Raw genomic sequence first — 20,636 nt, 5'->3', positions numbered from 1 at the left:
CTGACATCGCAAACTTAGACCTTCGAAGCCCTTCGATGGTTACGTTCACGTCACTGTGATCTGCGTCTCTTGCATATGTCCGAAAAATACGCAAGGGGCCCGATACGTCGATCGAGGCCTCAGCGTAAGGATGATGCGCGAGCCTTGTGAAGAGCTTATGTGAGTGGCGCGCCGGACTCCAGAGGGGCCCCTCAACGGAATGCGCGCAGCCGCAGGCTGTTCGTCACCACGAAGACCGAGGAGAACGCCATCGCGGCGCCCGCGATCATCGGGTTCAGCAGTCCCGCGGCGGCCAGCGGCAGCGCGGCCACGTTGTAGCCGAACGCCCACACGAGGTTGCCCTTGATCGTGCCCAGCGTCCGCCGTGACAGCCGGATCGCGTCGGCGGCCACCCGCAGGTCCCCGCGCACCAGCGTCAGGTCGCTCGCCTCGATCGCCGCGTCCGTCCCCGTCCCCATGGCCAGACCCAGGTCCGCCGTGGCGAGCGCCGCCGCGTCGTTGACGCCGTCCCCGACCATCGCGACGACCCGGCCCTCGTCCCGCAACCGCCGTACGACGTCGACCTTGTCCTCGGGCAGCACCTCGGCCACGACCCGCTCGATCCCGACCTGCCGGGCCACCGCCGCCGCGACCGCCTGGTTGTCCCCGGTCAGCAGCACCGGCGTCAGCCCCAGCGCCCGCAGCTGCCGCACCGCCTCGGCGCTGGTCTCCTTCACCGCGTCGGCGACGGCCACCACACCGCGCGGCACGCCGTCCCAGCCGACCACCACGGCCGTACAGCCGCCGCTCTCGGCCTCTTCCCTGGCGCGGGCCAACTCCGGCGGCAGGACGTCGTAGAGGCGCCCCACGGCCACGTCATGGCCCTCCACGCGGCCGCGTACGCCACGCCCCGGCACGTTCTCGAACCCCTCGACCTCCGGCAGCGGCCCCACGCGCTCCTCGGCGCCGGCCGCGACCGCCCGGGCCACGGGGTGTTCGGAGGCGTGCTCCAGGGCGCCCGCGAGCCGCAGCAGCTGCTTCTCGTCGGTGCCCTCGGCGGCGTGGACCTCCCGCAGGGTCATCCGTCCGGTGGTCACGGTGCCGGTCTTGTCGAGGACGACGGTGTCGACGCGGCGGGTGGACTCCAGCACCTCGGGACCCCGGATGAGGATGCCGAGCTGCGCGCCCCGACCGGTGCCCACCATCAGCGCGGTCGGCGTGGCCAGCCCGAGGGCGCACGGGCAGGCGATGATCAGAACGGCGACGGCGGCGGTGAACGCGGCGCCCGTGTCCCCGGTGACGCCGAGCCAGGCCCCGAAGGTGGCGACGGCGATCAGGACGACCGCCGGTACGAACACGGCGGAGATCCGGTCGGCGAGCCGCTGCACCTCCGCCTTGCCGTTCTGCGCCTCCTCCACCAGCCTCGCCATCCGCGCGAGCCGTGTGTCGGCGCCCACGCGCGTGGCCGCCACGACGAGCCGCCCGCCGACGTTCACGGTCCCGCCCGCGACGGCGGACCCCGCGCCCACGTCCACCGGCACCGACTCGCCCGTCAGCATGGACGCGTCCACGGCGGAGGCGCCCTCGACGACGGTGCCGTCGGTGGCGATCTTCTCCCCGGGCCGTACGACGAACCGGTCCCCGACCACCAGCCGGTCCACCGGGATCCGCACCTCGCGCTCGCCCGCCCGTCTCCCGCCGCCGCTCTCGACCGGGAGCGCGCCGCGCTCGCCCTCCTCGGGTCGCAGCACGGCCACGTCCCGCGCGCCCAGCTCCATCAGCGCCCGCAGCGCCGCCCCCGCGCGGCGCTTGGAACGGGCCTCCAGGTAGCGGCCGAGGAGGATGAAGGCGGTGACCCCGGCGGCCACTTCGAGGTAGATGGTCGAGGTGCCCTGCGCGCGGGAGACGGTGAACGCGAACTCGTCCTTCATGCCCGCCATCCCCGCGTCCCCGAGGAACAGCGCCCACAGCGACCAGCCGAAGGCGGCCAGTGTGCCCAGCGAGACCAGGGTGTCCATGGTGGCCGCGGCGTGCCGCGCGTTGGTCCAGGCGGCCCTGTGGAAGGGCAGGCCGCCCCAGACGACGACGGGGGAGGCGAGGGTGAGCGCGAGCCACTGCCAGTTGTCGAACTGGAGGGCGGGGATCATCGACAGCAGCACGACCGGGACGGCGAGGAGCGCGCTGACGACGAGACGCTGTCGCAGCGAGGCCGACTCCGGGCCCTCGGCCGGGGGTTCCTCGCGCGGCGGCGCGGGTTCCTGGGCGGTGTACCCCGTCTTCACCACCGTCGCGATCAGGTCGGCGACCCCGACCCCCTCGGCGTAGGTGACCTTCGCCTTCTCGGTGGCGTAGTTCACCGTGGCGGTGACCCCGTCCATCCGGTTGAGCTTCTTCTCCACGCGGGCGGCGCAGGAGGCGCAGGTCATCCCGCCGATGAGCAGCTCGACCTCGGAGGCGGGGGTCGTCGGAGGGTGGGGGGTGCCGGCCATCTTCGTACTCCGGGTGGGGGAGCGCCCTTCAGGGCGCGGGAACTGCGCGTCGAGCCACGAGGGTGCCGTGGACGCTGCACGGCCCGTCGTGGCTCGACGCCTTCGCGATCGGCGCGGTCCGTTCCGGGTCAGGCCTTGCCGACGAGCTCGAACCCGGCCTCGTCCACGGCCGCCCGGACCGCCGCCTCGTCCAGCGCCGCCTCGGAGACCACGGTGACCTCGCCGGTCGACGCGACGGCCTTCACCGAGCTGACGCCCGCGATCTCGGAGATCTCGGCGGACACGGAGCCCTCGCAGTGTCCGCAGCTCATTCCGCTCACCTTGTAGACCGCGGTGACGGAACCCTGGGTGTCGGTCTGGGCGCTCATGTCGTTCTCCTCGATGAGGTGTGTGACGTTCTGTGTCCCCCAGCCTATACCCCTAGGGGGTATTTCTCCAAGAGGGCTCGCGCCGTGCCGGCGTCCGCTCCCCTTCGAGGGGGGCGCGGGAACGCGCGCGACCGGCCACGATGTACCCGCGGAGGAAACGGCGACGGGAGAGCCCATTCATGCGGGCAGTGGTGTTCGAGCAGTACGGCGGGCCGCTTCAGGTGCGCGAGTTCCCCGATCCCCGGCCGGCACCGCACGGTGTCGTCGTACGGGTCGAGGCCACCGGTCTGTGCAGAAGCGACTGGCACGGCTGGCAGGGCCACGACCCGGACATCACGCTCCCGCACGTCCCCGGCCACGAGCTCGCCGGTGTGATCGAGGCGGTCGGCGCCCAGGTGAACCACTGGCGCCCCGGCGCCCGCGTCACCGTCCCCTTCGTGTGCGCCTGCGGCACCTGCCCCACCTGCGCCGCGGGGGATCACCAGATCTGCCCGCACCAGACCCAGCCCGGCTTCACGCACTGGGGCTCCTTCGCCCAGTACGTGGCCCTGGACCACGCGGACGTGAACCTGGTGGCGATCCCCGACGACCTGTCCTGCGCCACCGCGGCAGCGCTGGGCTGCCGGTTCGCCACGGCGTTCCGGGCGGTCGTGCAGCAGGGCAGGGTCGCCGCGGGGGAGTGGGTCGCGGTGCACGGCTGCGGTGGGGTCGGGCTGTCGGCGGTGATGATCGCGGCGGCGTCGGGGGCGCGGGTGGTGGCGGTGGACGTGTCGCCCCGGGCGCTCGACCTGGCGCGGACCTTCGGCGCCGTGGAGTGCGTGGACGCGTCCCGGACCGAGGACACGGCGGCGGCGGTCCGTGATCTGACCGGCGGCGGCGCCCACCTCTCGCTGGACGCCCTCGGCTCACCCGTCACCTGCGCCGCCTCGGTCAACTCGCTGCGCCGGCGCGGCCGTCACCTCCAGGTGGGCCTGCTCCCGTCACCCTCGGGCACGACCCCCGTCCCGATGGCCCGCGCGATCGCCCTGGAGCTGGAACTCCTCGGCAGCCACGGCATGGCCGCCCACACCTACCCGCCGATGCTGGAGCTGGTCCGGGCGGGTCTCCTGCGGCCCGATCTGCTGGTGACGTCCGCGATCGGCCTGGACGCGGCGCCCGCGGCGCTGGCCGCGACGGGGACGGCGCCGGGGGCGGGGGTGACGGTCATCGAGCCGTGGCGGTGAGGGCGGCCCACTCGTGGTCGAGGAGGCCCATGACGACCTCGTCGACCCAGGCGCCGTTCTTGAACTCGGTCTCCCGCCGGAGCCCCTCCCGCACGAAGCCGACCTTCTCGTACACGCGCAGCGCCCTGTGGTTGAAGGCGTACGCCTCCAACTGGACGCGGTGCAGCGCGAGGTGCTCGAAGGCGTAGCCGACGAGGAGCCGGACCGCCTCCGTCCCGATCCCCCGGTCGCGCCCCCGCGGCCCGATCAGCGTGCGGAAGGTGCAGCTGCGGGCGGCCGGGTCCCACTCGTACAGCACGACCTCGCCGAGGACCTCACCGCTGACGGGGTCGCACACGGCGAGGTCGAGCCGGTCGGGCTGGTCGGCGCGGGAGCCGTACCAGGCCCGGAGGCGTTCCGGGGTGAGTTCGTCGGCCGGGTCGCCGGTGAAGCGGCGGACCTCGGCGTCACCGAGGATCTCCCCCATGGCCTCGGCGTCGGCCTGGACGAACGGACGCAGCACGGTCTTCTCACCGGCCAGCACGGGTTTGACGGAGAAGTCGCTCATGGCGGGACTGTGCCAGAGCCGGCCTCCTTCCGGCCCGGCGTTTTCCGCGGGGCGCCGGCTGCCCGCGAGCCACGAACCCGCGGGCACCCGCTCGCCACGACCCGGGACGGCGGGGAGGCCGGGTCAGTCCTCTCTGCGCCCGCGGTTGCCCGGCCGCGAGGCGACCCAGGCCCGCACGGTGTCCGCGTACCAGAACGGCTTGCCGCCCTCGACATGGTCGGGTGGCGGCAACAGCCCGTGTTTGCGGTACGAGCGCACGGTGTCCGGCTGCACCCGGATGTGCGCCGCGATCTCCTTGTACGACCAGAGCCTTCGGTCGGTCATGAGTGGCACCTCCCCGCGCGCACCGCGGCGGCGGCCGGGAACGGCCGTCGGGGGTACCGGGCGCTGCGCTGGCGATCACAAAGCCTGTGCCCGGTGAACGACGCAGCGTGACCGCAGGTCAGGGCCTGTGCACCGCGTGTGACGCAAGACCCGCGTATACGCGACATGTGTGACACGAAGGGGGCGTTTGTGACGCGAGTGCAGCAAAGGCGCACGCGGGCGCACGGGCGAGTCGCGTTGACAGGCGACTGGTAGGGCTCCCAGGACCCCTTGCCGACGGGGGCGCGGGGAACCGCGCGACAAGCCACGTACCACCGGCACGCGCCCGCGCACAGCACCCCATGAGGCGCGACCCCCGCCCGGCGCTCTCTACGCCCCGCAGGACCTCAGGAACGCCCGGGTCCGCCGGGCGATCGGCAGCGGCTTGTCCGGCTCGCAGGGATACATGTCCTGCTCGACGATGGCGAACAGGTCCACGTCCAGCTTCTGCGCGGCCTCCAGCACCGGCCCCAGTGCCGGCACGCCCGACGGCGGCTCGCACATCACGCCCTGCGCCACGGCCGGCCCGAACGGCGTCCCCTTGGCCCGTACGTCGGCGAGGATCTCCGGATCCACCTGCTTGAGGTGCAGATACCCGATCCGTGAGCCGTAGGTCTCGATCAGCTTGACGCTGTCGCCGCCGCAGTACGCGTAGTGCCCGGTGTCCAGGCACAGGGAGACCAGCGAGGAGTCCGTCCCGTCGAGGAAGCGGACCACGTTCTCCTCGCTGTCGATGTGGGTGTCGGCGTGCGGGTGGACGACGATCCGCAGCCCGTACTCCTCCCGGACCCGCTGTCCGAGCCGTTCGGTCAGCGAGGTGAGGTTGCGCCACTGCTCGGGCGTCAACGTGTCGGGCTCCAGCACCTCGCCGGTCTTGTCGTCCCGCCAGAAGGACGGGATCACCACGAGATGGGAGGCTCCCATGGCCTGGGCCAGCACCGCGTTGTCCGCGACGTGCGCCCAGGTCTTCTCCCAGACCGACTCGCCGTGGTGCAGTCCGGTGAAGACCGTGCCGGCGGAGACCTTCAGACCCCGGCGGCGCACCTCCTCGGTGAGGACCGCGGGATCGGTCGGCAGATACCCGTACGGCCCCAGCTCGATCCACTCGTAGCCGGAGTCGGCGACCTCGTCGAGGAAGCGCTGCCAGGGGACCTGTCGGGGGTCGTCGGGGAACCACACACCCCAGGAGTCGGGAGCCGACCCGATCCGGATGCGCGACAGTGAGGGCTGAGGTGACAACGACGTCATGCCGGTCAGCTTCCGGGTGGGCAGCAAGCGCTGTCAAGGTCTGGTCCGAATGTCTGGACAAAACATTGACAGGGCGCCGCGTCGGAGGCTAGAAAGCCGGGGGAGAGTCGATGCGAAGGGAACTCGATGGCGTACGACCTGATCACCATGGGGCGGATCGGAGTAGACATCTATCCGCTGCAGACGGGCGTCCCGCTGCCGCAGGTGGAGACCTTCGGCAAGTTCCTCGGCGGCTCGGCCACCAACGTCGCGGTCGCCGCCGCCCGGCTGGGACGCCGTACCGCGGTGATCACCCGGACCGGTGACGACCCCTTCGGGACCTACCTCCACCAGGCACTGAAGGACTTCGGCGTCGACGACCGCTGGGTCACCCCGGTCCCCGGACTGCCCACCCCGGTCGTCTTCTGCGAGATCTTCCCCCCGGACGACTTCCCGCTCTACTTCTACCGCGAGCCCAAGGCCCCGGACCTGGAGATCGACGCGCACGAGCTCGACCTCGACGCCATCCGCGACACGCGGATCTTCTGGGTCACCGGCACCGGCCTGAGCGAGGAGCCCAGCCGTACGGCGACGCTCGCGGCCCTCGCCCACCGGGCCAGGGCGGGCACCACCGTCTTCGACCTCGACTGGCGCCCCATGTTCTGGCGTGACCCGGCCGCCGCCCGCCCCTTCTACGAGGAGGCCCTGCGCCACACCACCGTCGCGGTCGGCAACCTCGACGAGGTGGAGGTCGCGACCGGCGTGCGCGAACCCCGTGCCGCGGCCCAGGCGCTGCTGGACGCGGGTGTCGAGCTCGCCGTCGTCAAGCAGGGCCCCAAGGGTGTCCTGGCCGTCGACAGCAAGGGCGAGGAGGCCGAGGTCCCGCCGCTGCCGGTGGACGTCCTCAACGGGCTCGGCGCCGGCGACGCCTTCGGCGGCTCCCTCTGCCACGGCCTCCTCGAAGGCTGGGACCTGGAGAAGATCATGCGGCACGCCAACGCGGCCGGCGCCATCGTCGCCTCCCGGCTGGAGTGCAGCTCGGCCATGCCGACGGCACAGGAGATCGACGCCGCGATCACCGCGGGGGCCGTCAAGTGAGCGTCGACGTCTCCGAACTCGTCCGCCTGCGCACCCGGCACCCCGAGGCCGTCGCGGAGGCCGCCGCCCGCCGGACCCGCAGGCCGCTGCTCGGCGACAACGGCCGCCTGATGATCGTCGCCGCCGACCACCCGGCCCGGGGCGCCCTCGGCGTGGGCGACCGCAAGCTCGCCATGGCCAACCGCGCCGACCTGCTGGAGCGCCTCGTCCTTGCGCTCAGCCGCCCCGGCGTCGACGGCGTGCTCGCCACCGCCGACATCCTCGACGACCTGCTGCTGCTCGGCGCCCTCGACGGCAAGGTCGTCATGGGCTCGATGAACCGCGGCGGCCTCCAGGGCGCCCGTTTCGAGCTGGACGACCGCTTCACCGGCCACCGCGCCGAGGACATCGAGCGCCTCGGCTTCGACGCCGGCAAGCTGCTGCTGCGCATCGACTACGACGACCCGGGCTCCCTGACCACCCTGGAGTCCACCGCCCGCGCCATCGACGACATGGCCGCGCGCCGGCTCCCCGTCTTCGTCGAGCCGTTCATCAGCAGCCGCACCGAGGCCGGCAAGGTGCGCAACGACCTCTCCGCCGAGGCCGTCACCCGGTCCATCGCCATCGCCTCGGGTCTCGGCGGCAGTTCGGCCTACACCTGGCTGAAGGTCCCCGTCACCGAGAACCCCGACGACATGGCCGAGGTCATGGCCACCTCCACGCTCCCCGCGGTGCTGCTCGGCGGCGAGGTCGGCGACGACCAGGACGGGGCGTACGAGAAGTGGCGCGGGGCACTCCAACTGCCCACCGTCCAGGGCCTGGTGGTCGGCCGTTCGCTGCTCTACCCGGCGGACGGGGACGTGGCCGCCGCCGTGGACACCGCCGTAGGACTGCTGTGAGGGCCGGATGACGACCAAGGATCTGTACATTCCCCAGGGCGCCTCGAGCAGCGCCCGGTACACCGTGGACATCGATCCCGAGCGGGCCGGCTGGACCTACTGCGCTCTGCGGGTCGTCACGCTGGAGCCGGGTGGCACCCACGCCTTCACCACCGGCGACAGCGAGTGGATCATCCTTCCGCTGGAAGGCGGATGTACCGTACAAACAGACGAGATCGAGTTCCAACTCCTGGGCAGGGAAAGCGTGTTCGCGTCGGTCTCCGACTTCGCGTACGTGCCCCGCGACGCCCGGGCAACGATCGCCTCCGGCGCGGGAGGCCGCTTCGCCCTGGCAGGAGCGAAGTGCGAGCGACGACTCCCCGCCCGCTACGGCCCCGCGCCGGAGGTCCCCACCGAGGAGCGTGGCAGCGGCAACCGGCTGCGCCACGTCCGCAACTTCGCCTCCGCGGACGCCTTCGACTGCGACAAGCTCATCGCCGTCGAGGTCATCACCCCCGGCGGCAACTGGTCCTCCTACCCGCCCCACAAGCACGACGAGCACCGGCCCGGCGAAGAGGCGGAGCTGGAGGAGATCTACTACTTCGAGATCGACGGCCCGAACGGTTTCGGCTACCAGCGCGTGTCCCCCTCCCGCGAGGGCGGAGCGGACGTCCTCGCGGAGGTCCGCTCCGGCGACGCCGTCCTCGTCCCCGACGGCTGGCACGGGCCGTCCATCGCCCAGCCCGACCACGACATGTACTACCTGAACGTCATGGCGGGACCGGGGAAGACCCGGGAGTGGCGGATCTGCTTCCACCCGGACCACACGGAGGGCTACCGATGACCACCCGCCTGACCGTCGCGCAAGCGCTGGTCCGCTTCCTGGCCGCCCAGTACACCGAGCGCGACGGCGTACGGCAGCGGCTGATCCCCGCGACCTGGGGCATCTTCGGCCACGGCAATGTCGCGGGCCTCGGCCAGGCGCTCGTCGAGTACGGCGCCGACATGCCCTACCACCAGGGCCGCAACGAGCAGTCGATGGTGCACGCGGCGGTGGGGTACGCGCGGCAGTCCAACCGCCTGTCCACCCACGCCGTGACGACGTCCATCGGCCCCGGCGCCACCAACCTGGTCACCGGCGCCGCCCTCGCCACCATCAACCGCCTCCCGGTCCTGCTCCTGCCCGGCGACACCTTCGCCACCCGGGCCCCCGACCCGGTCCTCCAGCAACTGGAGGTCCCCTACGCCGGCGACCTCAGCGTCAACGACTGTCTGCGCCCGGTGTCCAGGTACTTCGACCGGGTGACGCGCCCCGAGGCCCTGATCCCCGCCGCCCTCCAGGCGATGCGCGTGCTCACCGACCCGGTGGAGACGGGCGCGGTCACCCTCGCCCTCCCGCAGGACGTGCAGGCCGAGGCCCACGACTGGCCCGAGGAGTTCTTCGCCGAGCGCACCTGGGCCGTCCGCCGCCCGGGCGCCGACCCCGCCGAACTCGCCGAGGCGGTACGGGCGATCAGGGCGGCCCGCCGCCCGCTCGTCATCGCCGGCGGCGGGGTCCACCACAGCCGCGCCGAGGAGGCGCTCGCCGAGTTCGCGGAGGTCACCGGCATCCCCGTCGCCTCCACCCAGGCCGGCAAGGGCTCCCTGCGCTTCGACCACCCCCAGGACGTCGGCGGCGTCGGCCACACCGGCACCGCCACCGCCAACGAACTCGCCCGCCAGGCCGACCTGGTGATCGGCGTCGGCACCCGCTACACCGACTTCACCACCGCCTCCCACACCCTCTTCGCGGGCGACGGCGTCCGCTTCCTCAACCTCAACATCGCGTCCTTCGACGGCCACAAGCTCGCCGGGCAGCCCCTCGTCGCGGACGCGCGCAGCGGCCTGGCCGAGCTGACCGCGGCCCTGCGGACGCACGGGTACCGGGTCGGCGACGCGTACGTCCGCGAGTACCGCGAGGACAAGGACCGCTGGGAGCACCGGGTCGACGCCTGCTACGAGGCCGAGGAGCCCGACCTGCGCCCGACGCAGCCGCAGGTCCTCGGCGCGCTGGACGCTCTCGTCGACGAGTCCGACGTGATCATCAACGCGGCCGGCTCGCTCCCGGGCGACCTGCACAAGCTGTGGCGGGCCCGCTCCCGGGACCAGTACCACCTGGAGTACGGCTACTCCTGCATGGGCTACGAGATCCCGGCGGCGATCGGCGTGAAGATGGCCGCCCCCGAGCGCAACGTCTGGGCGCTGGTCGGCGACGGCACCTATCTGATGATGCCGACCGAGATCGTGACCGCCGTCCAGGAGGGCGTCGCGATCAAGATGCTGCTCATCCAGAACCACGGGTACGCCTCGATCGGCGGGCTGTCGGAGTCGGTGGGCGGCGAGCGGTTCGGCACCGCCTACCGCTACCAGTCGGACGACGGCACCTACACCGGGGCCCCGCTCCCGGTGGACCTGGCCGCCAACGCGGCCAGTCTGGGCATGCGCGTTCTGCGTGCGAAGACCGTCGGTGACCTGCGCGAGGCCCTCGCGCAGGCACGCGCGGCGGACACTCCCACATGTGTCTACGTCGAGACCGAAACGGCAGACACAGTGTCGGGCGCGCCTCCGGCGCAAGCCTGGTGGGATGTACCTGTGGCCGAGACCGCGACCCGACAGTCCGCGGTGAAGGCCCGCGAGGAGTACGACCGGCACGTCTCAACCCGACGCCGCCATCTGTGAAGGAGCAACTGGGCATGACGAAGATCGTCAACCACTGGATCGGCGGCAAGACCGTCGACGGCGCGTCGGGCACCTACGGGCCGGTCACCGACCCGGCGACCGGCGCGGTCACCACGAAGGTCGCGTTCGCCTCGGTCGAGGAGGTGGACGCCGCGGTCGCCGCCGCCAAGGACGCCTTCGCGACCTGGGGCACGTCCTCGCTGGCCAAGCGGACCACGATCCTGTTCAGGTTCCGGGCGCTGCTGGAGGCGAACCGGGACGCGATCGCGGAGCTGATCACCGCCGAGCACGGCAAGGTGCACTCCGACGCCCTCGGCGAGGTCGCGCGCGGCCTGGAGATCGTGGACCTGGCGTGCGGGATCACCGTGCAGCTGAAGGGCGAGCTGTCCACCGAGGTCGCCAGCCGGGTGGACGTGGCCTCCATCCGCCAGCCGCTCGGTGTCGTCGCGGGCATCACGCCGTTCAACTTCCCGGCCATGGTGCCGATGTGGATGTTCCCCATCGCCATCGCGACCGGCAACACCTTCGTGCTGAAGCCGTCCGAGAAGGACCCGTCGGCCTCGATCAAGATCGCCGAGCTGCTGGCCGAGGCCGGTCTGCCCGACGGCGTCTTCAACGTCGTGCACGGCGACAAGGTGGCCGTGGACCGCCTCCTGGAGCACCCGGACGTCAAGGCCGTCTCCTTCGTCGGATCGACCCCGATCGCCCGCTACATCCACACCACGGCCTCCGCCAACGGCAAGCGCGTCCAGGCGCTCGGCGGCGCCAAGAACCACATGCTGGTCCTCCCGGACGCCGACCTCGACGCGGCGGCGGACGCGGCCGTGTCGGCGGCCTACGGCTCGGCCGGCGAGCGCTGCATGGCCATCTCCGCCGTGGTCGCGGTCGGCTCCATCGGCGACGAGCTGGTGGACAAGATCCGCGAGCGCGCCGAGAAGATCAAGATCGGCCCCGGCAACGACCCGGCCTCCGAGATGGGCCCGCTCATCACCAAGGTCCACCGCGACAAGGTGGCGTCCTACGTCGAGGGCGCGGCCGCGGAGGGCGCCGAGGTCGTCCTGGACGGCACCGGCTACACCGTGGAGGGCTTCGAGGACGGCCACTGGATCGGCATCTCGCTCCTCGACAAGGTGCCGACCACGGCGAAGGCCTACCAGGACGAGATCTTCGGCCCGGTGCTGAGCGTCCTGCGCGTGGACACCTACGAGGAGGGCCTGGCGCTGATCAACGCCTCCCCCTTCGGCAACGGCACCGCGATCTTCACCCGGGACGGCGGCGCCGCCCGCCGCTTCCAGCTGGAGGTCGAGGCCGGCATGGTCGGCGTGAACGTCCCGATCCCGGTCCCCGTCGGCTACCACAGCTTCGGTGGCTGGAAGGACTCGCTCTTCGGCGACCACCACATCTACGGCAACGACGGCACCCACTTCTACACCCGCGGCAAGGTCGTCACGACCCGCTGGCCGGACCCCGCCGACGCCCCGGCGGGCGTGGACCTGGGCTTCCCGCGCAACCACTGAGCGACCGACGAGCCCGGGCACCCCGCTGGAGGTGCCCGGGCTCGGTCGTGCCGTCTCACTGCCCCTGGGAGTCCTTCAGGGCCTGGGTCATGTCGGCGGTCTGCGCGGCCGGCGGGGCCTTGACCTCGGCGGTGGCGCCGAACTCGGAGAAGTCCATGGTGGCCGTGATCTTGCCCATGACCTGCTTCAGCCGGACGGGCAGGTCCTTGTCGTTCAGCCAGACGTCCATGGTGATGGAGTCGACGCCGCCGGTCATCGAGCTCAGCAGGCTGTCCTCGCCGGAGTAGGCGTCCTTGAACTTGCCCATCTGCGACTGGTCGATCACGGCCCGGTAGTGGGTCGTCTTCTGCCCGTCGATGGTCTGCGAGCCGAGGTCGTCGACGTCGTTGGCGTACTTCAGGCCCTTCATCGAGGCCGTCGGGTTGCCGGCGCCGCCCCCGTTCATCGCCGCGGCGCCGTCCTCGCCGAGCACGGCGGAGGCGTCGACCTTCATCCACTCCTTGCCCTGGAGCGGGCCCGAGGCCTGCGGGTCGACGTCGTAGTAGTACACGCCGTCGACGAGCAGACAGTGGATCGTCGGGTCGTCCTGCACGGTCTGCATCTGCGCGGCCACGGTGTCCATCTGGACGTCGTAGGCCATGCCGTCGCCCCACGAGTACGTGCCGTTCATGACGACCGGTGTGCCGGTGCCCAGGTCGGTCGTCATCTTGATCTCGGCCGAGCCGAGCTGTTCGGTGCGGTCGGTCGCCCGGGTGAGCGCCGCCATGATCGCGTCGGTCTTGTCGACCGTCTCGGCCGCCTGCTTCACGGACTCCGCCCCGCACGCGGTCGTCGCCACCAGCGCCGCCGCCGTGAGCCCCACCCAGGCAGCGGTGTGCTTCAGCTGCATGATCCCCACCCATAGCTGTGATTCGTATGTGAGTGCTGTGCGTGATGACTGTAGCGGGCACCACCGACAGTCCCGCGACGAGATTTTTTCGCCACCCTTGGTGCGGTTCCCGCAGCCCCCAAGGGCAGGCAGGCGAAAGGGTTTGAGTGTCGTATCCGACCGCCAAGAGGCCGCCGATCTACTGATTCCGTAGGTAAGTACCCATTGACGCAATAGTTTTCGTCGGGGTTCCATGCCGCAACCGCTGCACGACGTTCGCTGTCGCACGAGTCGATCGGAACCGCCGCATGACCGACACGCTCCGCCCTGCCGAGGCCGCCCTCCCCGAGGCGCCCGACAGTCCCCATCAGCTCAGGCGCTCCATCGGAGTCGTCGGCGGCACCCTCCTCACCCTCTCCTGCGTGACCCCCGCCTCCACCCTCTTCGTCGTCGTCCCGGACCTGTTCGGCTCGCTCGGCACCGCCACCGCCCTCACGATCGCCATCGGCTCCCTGCTCTGTGTCGCCGTCGCGTTCTGCTACTGCGAGCTGGGCACCCTCGTCCCCAGCGCGGGCGGCGAGTACGCGATGGTCTCGACGCTGGCCGGACGCCTGGCGGGCTGGCTGGTCTTCGTGCTCTCCCTCCTGGTCGTGATGATCGTCCCGCCGGTGATCGCGATGGGCACCGCGGACTACCTCGCCCCGGTCGTCCACCTCGATCCGTCCCTGGCGGGCGCCGGCGTCATGCTCCTCGCCACCCTCGCCGGCCTGCTCGACCTGCGCGCCAACGCCTGGATCACCGGCGTCTTCCTGGTCCTGGAGGTGGTGTCGGCGGCCGTCGTCGCGGTCCTGGGCTTCGCCCACAGCGAGCGGGGCGCGGGCAGCCTGCTCTCCCTGGAGGTGGCCGGCGCGGACGCCCACACCGACACGGTCACCGCGATGCTGATCGTCTCGGGCCTGGCGATCGCGCTCTTCGTCACCCAGGGCTTCTCCACGGCCGTCTACCTCTCGGAGGAGCTGGAGAACCCGCGCCGCACCGTCGCCCGCACGGTCCTCGCCACCCTGGCCATCTCCTCCGTGATCATCCTGGTCCCGGTGATCGCGATCACCCTGGGCGCCAAGGACCTCACGGAGCTGACCGGCGGCGACATCGGCACGATGGTCACCGCCTGGTCCAACTCCGCCGTCGGCACCTTCGTCAGCCTCTGCGTGGCCCTCGCGATCATCAACGCCGGCATCGTCATGGTCATCCAGAACTCCCGCGTCCTGTTCGCCTCGGCCCGCGACCAGGCCTGGCCCACCCCGGTCAACACCCTCTTCGCCCGGCTCGGCCGCTTCGGCTCCCCCTGGGTCGCCACCCTCGCCGTCGGCATCCCCGGCGCCGCCCTCTGCTTCGTCGACCTGGACACCCTGTACGGCATCACGGGCGTCTCGGTGACCGGCATGTACCTCCTGGTCGCGGTGGCCGCCCTGCTCTCCCGCAAGGGCCGCCACCGGCACACCCCCGCCTGGCGCATGCCCCTGTGGCCGGCGGCGCCGGTCCTCCTGATCGCGGTCCTGACGTACATCCTGACCCAGCAGGAGACCTCCTACCTGCTCTGGACGGGCGGCATCACGGCGGCGGCGACCCTGTACTGGGCCCTGTACCTCCGCCCGCGCAAGGACACGCGCTGGCTGGTCTCGATCCCGACGGGGGAGTAGCGCCGCCCCTTCAGGGGCGCGGGGTTGTGTCGAGGTGCGGCTCCGCCGCGTGGGCGCGACCAGCGGAAACGGTTCCGCACCCGGCACCTGACGCACCGGACCGAGCTCCGGGCCGTACAGCGAACGCGGTACACGAACCCCTCGGCATACCCCCACGGGAGGTGCCCGGTTCAGCCTCCGGTCGACAACTCCCCGACAGTTCCACCCCGTACCGTTGAACCATGGATCTTCGACCCCCCGGACTGCGAGGGCGCCTGCGGAGGCCGCGACGGACGATTGCCGCCGCGGCCGCCGTCGTCGTCCTCGCCGGCGCCGGTACATGGACGGCCGTCGCAGCCGACGACGCGCCCCCGGTGCACCGCGCCGACCGGGTCATGGCGGTGAACGGGGTACACCTGGACACCTCGTACTTCACCCCCGAAGCCGCCGGCAGGCACCCCGCCGTGCTCCTCGGCCACGGTTTCGGCGGCAGCAAGGACGACGTACGCGAGCAGGCCGAGTCCCTCGCCCGGGACGGCTACGCGGTCCTCACCTGGTCCGCCCGCGGCTTCGGCAAGTCAACCGGCAAGGTCGGCCTCAACGGCCCGAAGGCCGAGGTGGCCGATGTCGAGAAAATGATCGACTGGCTCGCCGAGCAGCCCACGGTCCAGCTCGACAAGAAAGGCGACCCCCGCGTCGGCATGGCGGGTGCCTCCTACGGCGGCGCGATCGCCCTGCTCGCCGCCGGTCACGACGCCCGCGTCGACGCCATCGCCCCGGCGATCACCTACTGGAACCTCTCCGACGCCCTGTTCCCGAACGGCGTCTTCAAGAAGCTCTGGGCCGGCGTCTTCGTCAACACCGGGGGCGGCTGCGACGAGTTCGAACCGCAGCTCTGCGCGATGTACCAGCGCGTCGCCGAGTCCGGCACCCCGGACACCGCCGCCGAGAAGATGCTCCAGGACCGCTCACCCTCCGCCGTCGGCGACCGGATCAAGGTCCCGACCCTGCTGATCCAGGGCCAGAACGACTCCCTCTTCCCCCTCGACCAGGCCGACGCCGCCGCCCGGGCGATCAAGGCGAACGGCGCCCCCGTGGACGTCGACTGGATCGCCGGCGGCCACGACGGCGGCGACATGGAGACGAGCCGTGTCCGAGCCCGCGTCACGTCCTGGTTCGACCGCTGGCTCAAGAAGGAGCCCGGCACCGACACCGGCCCGGCCTTCCGCGTCACCCGCACCGGAGGCGTCGACTCCACCGACGGCGCCGCCCAACTGCGCAGCGCGAGCGACGACACCTACCCCGGCCTGAGAAGCGGCCGCAAGGCCATCGCCCTGACCGGCCGCGAGCAGAGCTTCGCCAACCCGGCCGGCGCCAGCCCCCCGGCCGTCTCCGCCCTCCCCGGACTCGGCGGCGCGGGCGGCCTCGCCCGGCTCTCCTCGCTCGGCGTCGGCGTCTCCCTCGACTTCCCCGGCCAGTACGCCCACTTCGACTCCGCCCCGGTCCGCGACGACCTCCGCGTCACCGGCACCCCGACGGCCACCGTCCACGTGAGGTCCACGACCGAGGACGCCGTCCTGTTCGCCAAGGTCTACGACGTCGGCCCCGGCGGCACCCGTCAGGTGCTCCCGTCCCAACTGGTGGCGCCGCTGCGGGTCGAGGGCGCCAAGGCCGGCAAGGACGTGACGCTCACCCTCCCGGCGATCGACCACGAGATCGACAAGGGCCACCGCCTGCGCCTGGTCCTCGCCTCCACGGACCTCGGCTACGCCTCCCCGGTCGCCCCGGCGACGTACACCGTCTCCCTGAAGGGCGCCCTGGAGGTCCCTACGGCCCCCGGCGTCTCCACCGCGGCCGCCCCGCTGCCCTCCTGGGTCTGGTGGCTGCCCCTCGCGGGCGCCCTGATCGCGCTGGCCCTGCTCCTGACGGGCCGCCGCCGCACGGCCGGCCCCGCCCCGGACCCGGCGCTCGCCGACGTCCCGCTCCAGATCACGGACCTGAGCAAGAAGTACGCGGGCGGCGACCGGTACAGCGTCCGCGACCTCTCCTTCCGCGTCGAGAAGGGCCAGGTGCTGGGCCTCCTCGGCCCGAACGGCGCCGGCAAGACCACCACCCTGCGCATGCTGATGGGCCTGATCAAGCCGGACGGCGGCGAGATCCGGGTCTTCGGCCACGCCATCCGCCCCGGCGCCCCGGTCCTGTCCCGGGTCGGCTCCTTCGTCGAGGGCGCGGGCTTCCTGCCGCACCTGTCGGGCCGCGAGAACCTGGAGCTGTACTGGCGGGCCACCGGCCGCCCGGCCGAGGACGCCCACCTGGCGGAGGCGCTGGAGATCGCCGGTCTCGGCGACGCGCTCGCCCGCGCGGTCCGCACCTACTCCCAGGGCATGCGCCAGCGCCTGGCCATCGCCCAGGCCATGCTCGGCCTGCCGGACCTGCTCATCCTCGACGAACCCACCAACGGCCTGGACCCGCCGCAGATCCGCGAGATGCGCGAGGTGATGATCCGCTACGCGGCCGCCGGGCGCACGGTGATCGTCTCCAGCCACCTGCTGTCGGAGGTCGAGCAGACCTGCACCCACCTCGTGGTCATGGACCGCGGCCGGCTCGTCCAGGCCGGCCCGGTCGCCGAGATCGTCGGCTCCGGCGACACCCTGCTGGTGGGCACGGCCACGCCCGTCGAGGAACCGGTCGTCGAGAAGGTGGCGGCGCTGGCGGGCATCGCCTCGGCGGTCCGCACCGACGACGGGATCCTGGTCCGCCTGGCCGCCGACGGCAGCGCCCAGCGCCTGATCACCGAACTGGTCCGCCTCGAAGTGCCCGTCCGGTCCGTCGGCCCGCACCGCCGCCTGGAGGACGCCTTCCTCACCCTGATCGGAGGTGCCGCGTGAGCACCCTGACCGAGACGGCCTCCGGCTACCGGGCAGGCCGCACGCTGCCCCTCCGCGTCGAACTGGCCCGCCAGCTCAAGCGCCGCCGCACGCTGGTGATGGGCGGCATCCTCGCCGCCCTGCCCTTCGTCCTGCTCGTCGCCTTCGCCATCGGCGGCGAGCCCGGCGGCCGCAACGACACGGTCTCCCTGATGGACACCGCGACCGCGTCCGGCGCCAACTTCGCCGCGGTCAACCTGTTCGTGTCGGCGGGCTTCCTGCTGGTCATCCCGGTCGCCCTGTTCTGCGGGGACACGGTCGCCTCGGAGGCCGGCTGGTCCTCCCTGCGCTACCTGCTCGCGGCCCCCGTGCCCCGGGCCCGCCTGCTGTGGTCCAAGCTCGTCGTCGGCCTCGCCCTCAGCCTGGCCGCGATGATCCTGCTCCCGGTCGTCGCCCTCGCCGTCGGCACGGCCGCCTACGGCTGGGGACCGCTGGAACTGCCCACCGGCGGTTCGCTCGACCCGGGCACCGCCGCGGGACGGCTCGTGATCGTCGTCGCGTTCATCTTCGTGTCCCAACTGGTCACCGCCGGGCTCGCGTTCTGGCTCTCCACCAAGACCGACGCCCCGCTCGGCGCGGTCGGCGGCGCGGTCGGCCTGACCATCGTCGGCAACGTCCTGGACGCGGTGACCGCCCTCGGAGACTGGCGCCACTTCCTGCCCGCGCACTGGCAGTTCGCCTGGGCGGACGCCGTCCAGCCCACTCCCGAGTGGTCCGGCATGATCCAGGGCACCGCGGTCTCGATAACGTACGCCCTCGTGCTGTTCGCGCTGGCCTTCCGCGGTTTCGCCCGCAAGGACGTGGTCTCCTAGGTCAACGGAGGATCACCTACCGGTCTCGACAGGCGTGCTCCGTGGCCTCTTCGAGACGCTTCCGCAACGCTTCGTAGCGCACGTTCCGGCCCCCCGGCCCGTCACAGTCACAAAGGTCGACGTCAACGGACCAAGGGGGCACCGAAGATGGAGCAGTACCGAACACGGCGCGTGCGCACCGCCCTGCTCGCGCTCACCGCGGCGGGCGGCCTGCTGCTGACGGGGTGCAGTGCGAACGGCGGCAGCGCGGACGGCTCCTCGTACGACGGCGGCCGCAAGGGCGGCGGCTACGCACCCGCCCCCGAGGGGGAGCAACAGGGCAGCCCCGACAGCGACTCCCGCGAGATCGCCCCCGAGCCCGACCACCTCTCCACCTTCGCCCTCGACGTGGACACCGCCTCCTACGGCTACGCCCGCCGCACCCTCGCCGAGGGCCGGCTGCCGGACCCCGCCACGGTCCGCCCGGAGGAATTCGTCAACAGCTTCCGCCAGGACTACGAGCGTCCCGAGGGCAACGGCTTCACGGTCACCGTCGACGGCGCCCGCACCGACGAGGACGACTGGTCCCTGGTCCGCGTGGGCCTGGCCACCCGCACCGCCGAGGACGGCGAGGCCCGCCCGCCGGCCGCCCTGACCTTCGTCATCGACATCTCCGGCTCCATGGCCGAGCCGGGCCGCCTGGACCTCGCCAAGGACTCCCTCGCCACGATGACGGACCAGCTCCGCGACGACGACTCGGTCGCCCTCGTCACCTTCAGCGACGAGGCCGAGCGGGTCCTGCCGATGACCCGCCTCGACGGCAACCGCGACGAGGTCCACGACGCCATCGACGGCCTGGAACCCACCGACTCCACCAACCTCGGCGCCGGCGTCGACACCGGCTACGAGACCGCCGAGGACGGCCTGCGCGAGGGCGCCACCAACCGGGTCGTCCTCATCTCCGACGCCCTCGCCAACACCGGCGACACCGACTCCGAGACCATCCTCGAACGCATCGCGAGCGAACGCCGCGAGCACGGCATCACCCTCTTCGGCGTCGGCGTCGGCAGCGACTACGGCGACCAACTGATGGAGGAACTCGCCGACAAGGGCGACGGCCACACCGCCTACGTCTCCAGCGAGGACGACGCCCGCAAGGTCTTCGTCGAGCAACTCCCGCAGAACGTCGACCTCACCGCCCGCGACGCCAAGGCCCAGGTCGCCTTCGACCCCGAGACGGTCGAGGAGTTCCGCCTCATCGGCTACGACAACCGCCGCGTCGCCGACGAGGACTTCCGCGACGACGGCGTCGACGGCGGCGAGATCGGCCCCGGCCACACCGTCACCGCCCTCTACGCCGTCCGCCACAAGCCCCACGCCGACGGACACCTCGCCACCGCCGCCGTCCGCTGGCTGGACCCGGAGTCCCGCACCCCGCACGAGGAGACCGGCCAACTGGAGAGCGAGGACCTCGAGGACGACCTCTGGGACGCCGCCCCCCGCCTCCAAGTCACCGTTGTCGCCGCCTACTTCGCCGACGCCCTGCGCTCCTACGGCGCCGAGGCCCGCCCCCTGCCCGGCACCCCCTCCCTCGGCGAACTGAGCCAGCGCGCCCACGACTTGGCGCGGACCACTGAGGACAAGGACGTCTCCGCCCTGGCCGAGGCGATCGACCAGGCGGACCGCCACGGCGACTGACCCCGGGTCCTGCCGCACCCATTGACCTTTTATTACGCATGAGTAAGTTGACTCCCGGGTAAGCACTGACTGGGAGCCGCCATGGGCGTACGCAGGGACCTGAAGAGGGCGAAACGGCGCAGCGACCTGGCCGGCCGCGCCAAGGTCGAGATCACCAGGGACGAGGCGGGCGCGGGGGGGGGGGCCCCCCCCCCCCCCCCCCCCCCCCCCCCCCCGCCCCCCCCCCCCCCCCCCCCCCCGGGCACCAACCCGGCCGAGGCCCCCCCCCCCGGGGTGCAGCGCCCCCA

The 20,636-nt window shown here is 72.2% G+C and carries 16 protein-coding genes; 10 read left to right on the top strand and 6 right to left on the bottom strand.

The features are described from left to right. Positions 1-191 precede the first annotated feature (191 nt). Both ACH41F_RS22225 and ACH41F_RS22220 read right to left on the bottom strand, forming a co-directional pair. The gene (locus ACH41F_RS22225; protein ID WP_391235710.1) at positions 192-2,468 is read right to left on the bottom strand and encodes a heavy metal translocating P-type ATPase; all 2,277 of its coding nucleotides are present in this window, start codon (positions 2,466-2,468) and stop codon (positions 192-194) included. Positions 2,469-2,596: 128 nt separating this feature from the next. Then, positions 2,597-2,836: a cation transporter gene (locus ACH41F_RS22220; RefSeq protein ID WP_391235707.1), complete on the bottom strand. Its 240-nt coding sequence runs from the start codon at positions 2,834-2,836 to the stop codon at positions 2,597-2,599. A gap of 179 nt (positions 2,837-3,015) precedes the next feature. Between ACH41F_RS22220 and ACH41F_RS22215 the strand changes: the two genes are divergently transcribed. Next, positions 3,016-4,059, top strand: coding sequence for a zinc-binding dehydrogenase (locus ACH41F_RS22215; protein ID WP_391235704.1), 1,044 nt, complete (start codon positions 3,016-3,018; stop codon positions 4,057-4,059). Here the strand turns inward: ACH41F_RS22215 and ACH41F_RS22210 are convergent. The 3 genes from ACH41F_RS22210 to ACH41F_RS22200 all read right to left on the bottom strand — a co-directional run bounded on the left by ACH41F_RS22210 (position 4,040) and on the right by ACH41F_RS22200 (position 6,217). Continuing rightward, positions 4,040-4,606: a GNAT family N-acetyltransferase gene (locus ACH41F_RS22210; protein WP_391235701.1), complete on the bottom strand. Its 567-nt coding sequence runs from the start codon at positions 4,604-4,606 to the stop codon at positions 4,040-4,042. The two genes, ACH41F_RS22215 and ACH41F_RS22210, sit on opposite strands and share 20 nt — an antisense overlap. A 123-nt stretch (positions 4,607-4,729) precedes the next feature. Beyond that, positions 4,730-4,930 carry an AlpA family transcriptional regulator gene (locus ACH41F_RS22205; RefSeq protein WP_020116516.1) on the bottom strand — a complete coding sequence of 67 codons (201 nt, stop codon included), beginning with the start codon at positions 4,928-4,930 and terminating at the stop codon, positions 4,730-4,732. Positions 4,931-5,299: 369 nt separating this feature from the next. Then, on the bottom strand, positions 5,300-6,217 hold the full coding sequence (locus ACH41F_RS22200) for a TIM barrel protein (RefSeq protein ID WP_391236413.1): 918 nt from the start codon (positions 6,215-6,217) through the stop codon (positions 5,300-5,302). Positions 6,218-6,343: 126 nt separating this feature from the next. On the opposite strand from ACH41F_RS22200, the gene iolC reads away from it, so the two are divergent. From iolC to mmsA, 5 genes are read left to right on the top strand one after another with little or no spacing between them, the layout of a single operon-like run. After that, the gene (gene iolC / locus ACH41F_RS22195; RefSeq protein WP_391235697.1) at positions 6,344-7,294 is read left to right on the top strand and encodes a 5-dehydro-2-deoxygluconokinase; all 951 of its coding nucleotides are present in this window, start codon (positions 6,344-6,346) and stop codon (positions 7,292-7,294) included. Continuing rightward, a complete protein-coding gene (locus ACH41F_RS22190; protein WP_391235694.1) occupies positions 7,291-8,172 on the top strand; it encodes a deoxyribose-phosphate aldolase in 882 nt (293 codons plus the stop codon). Before iolC ends, ACH41F_RS22190 begins: the two co-directional genes overlap by 4 nt. Positions 8,173-8,179: 7 nt before the next feature. Next, positions 8,180-8,995: a 5-deoxy-glucuronate isomerase gene (iolB, locus tag ACH41F_RS22185; RefSeq protein ID WP_398837063.1), complete on the top strand. Its 816-nt coding sequence runs from the start codon at positions 8,180-8,182 to the stop codon at positions 8,993-8,995. Continuing rightward, positions 8,992-10,869 carry a 3D-(3,5/4)-trihydroxycyclohexane-1,2-dione acylhydrolase (decyclizing) gene (gene iolD, locus ACH41F_RS22180; protein ID WP_391235688.1) on the top strand — a complete coding sequence of 626 codons (1,878 nt, stop codon included), beginning with the start codon at positions 8,992-8,994 and terminating at the stop codon, positions 10,867-10,869. The genes iolB and iolD overlap by 4 nt, the downstream gene beginning before the upstream one ends. Positions 10,870-10,883: 14 nt before the next feature. Continuing rightward, on the top strand, positions 10,884-12,386 hold the full coding sequence (gene mmsA / locus ACH41F_RS22175) for a CoA-acylating methylmalonate-semialdehyde dehydrogenase (protein WP_391235685.1): 1,503 nt from the start codon (positions 10,884-10,886) through the stop codon (positions 12,384-12,386). 55 nt (positions 12,387-12,441) lie between these two features. On the opposite strand, the gene ACH41F_RS22170 is transcribed toward mmsA, so the two are convergent. Continuing rightward, a complete protein-coding gene (locus ACH41F_RS22170; RefSeq protein WP_391235682.1) occupies positions 12,442-13,275 on the bottom strand; it encodes a hypothetical protein in 834 nt (277 codons plus the stop codon). Positions 13,276-13,562: 287 nt separating this feature from the next. Between ACH41F_RS22170 and ACH41F_RS22165 the strand changes: the two genes are divergently transcribed. The 4 genes from ACH41F_RS22165 to ACH41F_RS22150 all read left to right on the top strand — a co-directional run bounded on the left by ACH41F_RS22165 (position 13,563) and on the right by ACH41F_RS22150 (position 20,349). Next, positions 13,563-14,954: an APC family permease gene (locus ACH41F_RS22165; protein ID WP_398837061.1), complete on the top strand. Its 1,392-nt coding sequence runs from the start codon at positions 13,563-13,565 to the stop codon at positions 14,952-14,954. Positions 14,955-15,175: 221 nt separating this feature from the next. Beyond that, positions 15,176-17,821, top strand: coding sequence for a CocE/NonD family hydrolase (locus ACH41F_RS22160; RefSeq protein ID WP_398837059.1), 2,646 nt, complete (start codon positions 15,176-15,178; stop codon positions 17,819-17,821). Beyond that, entirely contained in the window at positions 17,818-18,672 is an 855-nt protein-coding gene (locus ACH41F_RS22155) for an ABC transporter permease (RefSeq protein WP_398837057.1), read from the top strand. The genes ACH41F_RS22160 and ACH41F_RS22155 overlap by 4 nt, the downstream gene beginning before the upstream one ends. A gap of 147 nt (positions 18,673-18,819) precedes the next feature. Then, positions 18,820-20,349: a VWA domain-containing protein gene (locus tag ACH41F_RS22150; protein WP_398837055.1), complete on the top strand. Its 1,530-nt coding sequence runs from the start codon at positions 18,820-18,822 to the stop codon at positions 20,347-20,349. Positions 20,350-20,636 lie beyond the last annotated feature (287 nt).

Source organism: Streptomyces sp. NPDC020489 (assembly GCF_044386545.1).
Lineage (GTDB): Bacteria > Actinomycetota > Actinomycetes > Streptomycetales > Streptomycetaceae > Streptomyces.
This window is presented reverse-complemented; position numbering and strand designations above follow the sequence as displayed.

Coding starts and splice junctions, on each gene's coding strand:
- ACH41F_RS22225 (WP_391235710.1), bottom strand. CDS start 2,468: ATGGCCGGCACCCCCCACCCTCCGACGACCCCCGCCTCCGAGGTCGAG.
- ACH41F_RS22220 (WP_391235707.1), bottom strand. CDS start 2,836: ATGAGCGCCCAGACCGACACCCAGGGTTCCGTCACCGCGGTCTACAAG.
- ACH41F_RS22215 (WP_391235704.1), top strand. CDS start 3,016: ATGCGGGCAGTGGTGTTCGAGCAGTACGGCGGGCCGCTTCAGGTGCGC.
- ACH41F_RS22210 (WP_391235701.1), bottom strand. CDS start 4,606: ATGAGCGACTTCTCCGTCAAACCCGTGCTGGCCGGTGAGAAGACCGTG.
- ACH41F_RS22205 (WP_020116516.1), bottom strand. CDS start 4,930: ATGACCGACCGAAGGCTCTGGTCGTACAAGGAGATCGCGGCGCACATC.
- ACH41F_RS22200 (WP_391236413.1), bottom strand. CDS start 6,217: ATGACGTCGTTGTCACCTCAGCCCTCACTGTCGCGCATCCGGATCGGG.
- iolC (WP_391235697.1), top strand. CDS start 6,344: ATGGCGTACGACCTGATCACCATGGGGCGGATCGGAGTAGACATCTAT.
- iolB (WP_398837063.1), top strand. CDS start 8,180: ATGACGACCAAGGATCTGTACATTCCCCAGGGCGCCTCGAGCAGCGCC.
- iolD (WP_391235688.1), top strand. CDS start 8,992: ATGACCACCCGCCTGACCGTCGCGCAAGCGCTGGTCCGCTTCCTGGCC.
- mmsA (WP_391235685.1), top strand. CDS start 10,884: ATGACGAAGATCGTCAACCACTGGATCGGCGGCAAGACCGTCGACGGC.
- ACH41F_RS22170 (WP_391235682.1), bottom strand. CDS start 13,275: ATGCAGCTGAAGCACACCGCTGCCTGGGTGGGGCTCACGGCGGCGGCG.
- ACH41F_RS22165 (WP_398837061.1), top strand. CDS start 13,563: ATGACCGACACGCTCCGCCCTGCCGAGGCCGCCCTCCCCGAGGCGCCC.
- ACH41F_RS22160 (WP_398837059.1), top strand. CDS start 15,176: ATGGATCTTCGACCCCCCGGACTGCGAGGGCGCCTGCGGAGGCCGCGA.
- ACH41F_RS22150 (WP_398837055.1), top strand. CDS start 18,820: ATGGAGCAGTACCGAACACGGCGCGTGCGCACCGCCCTGCTCGCGCTC.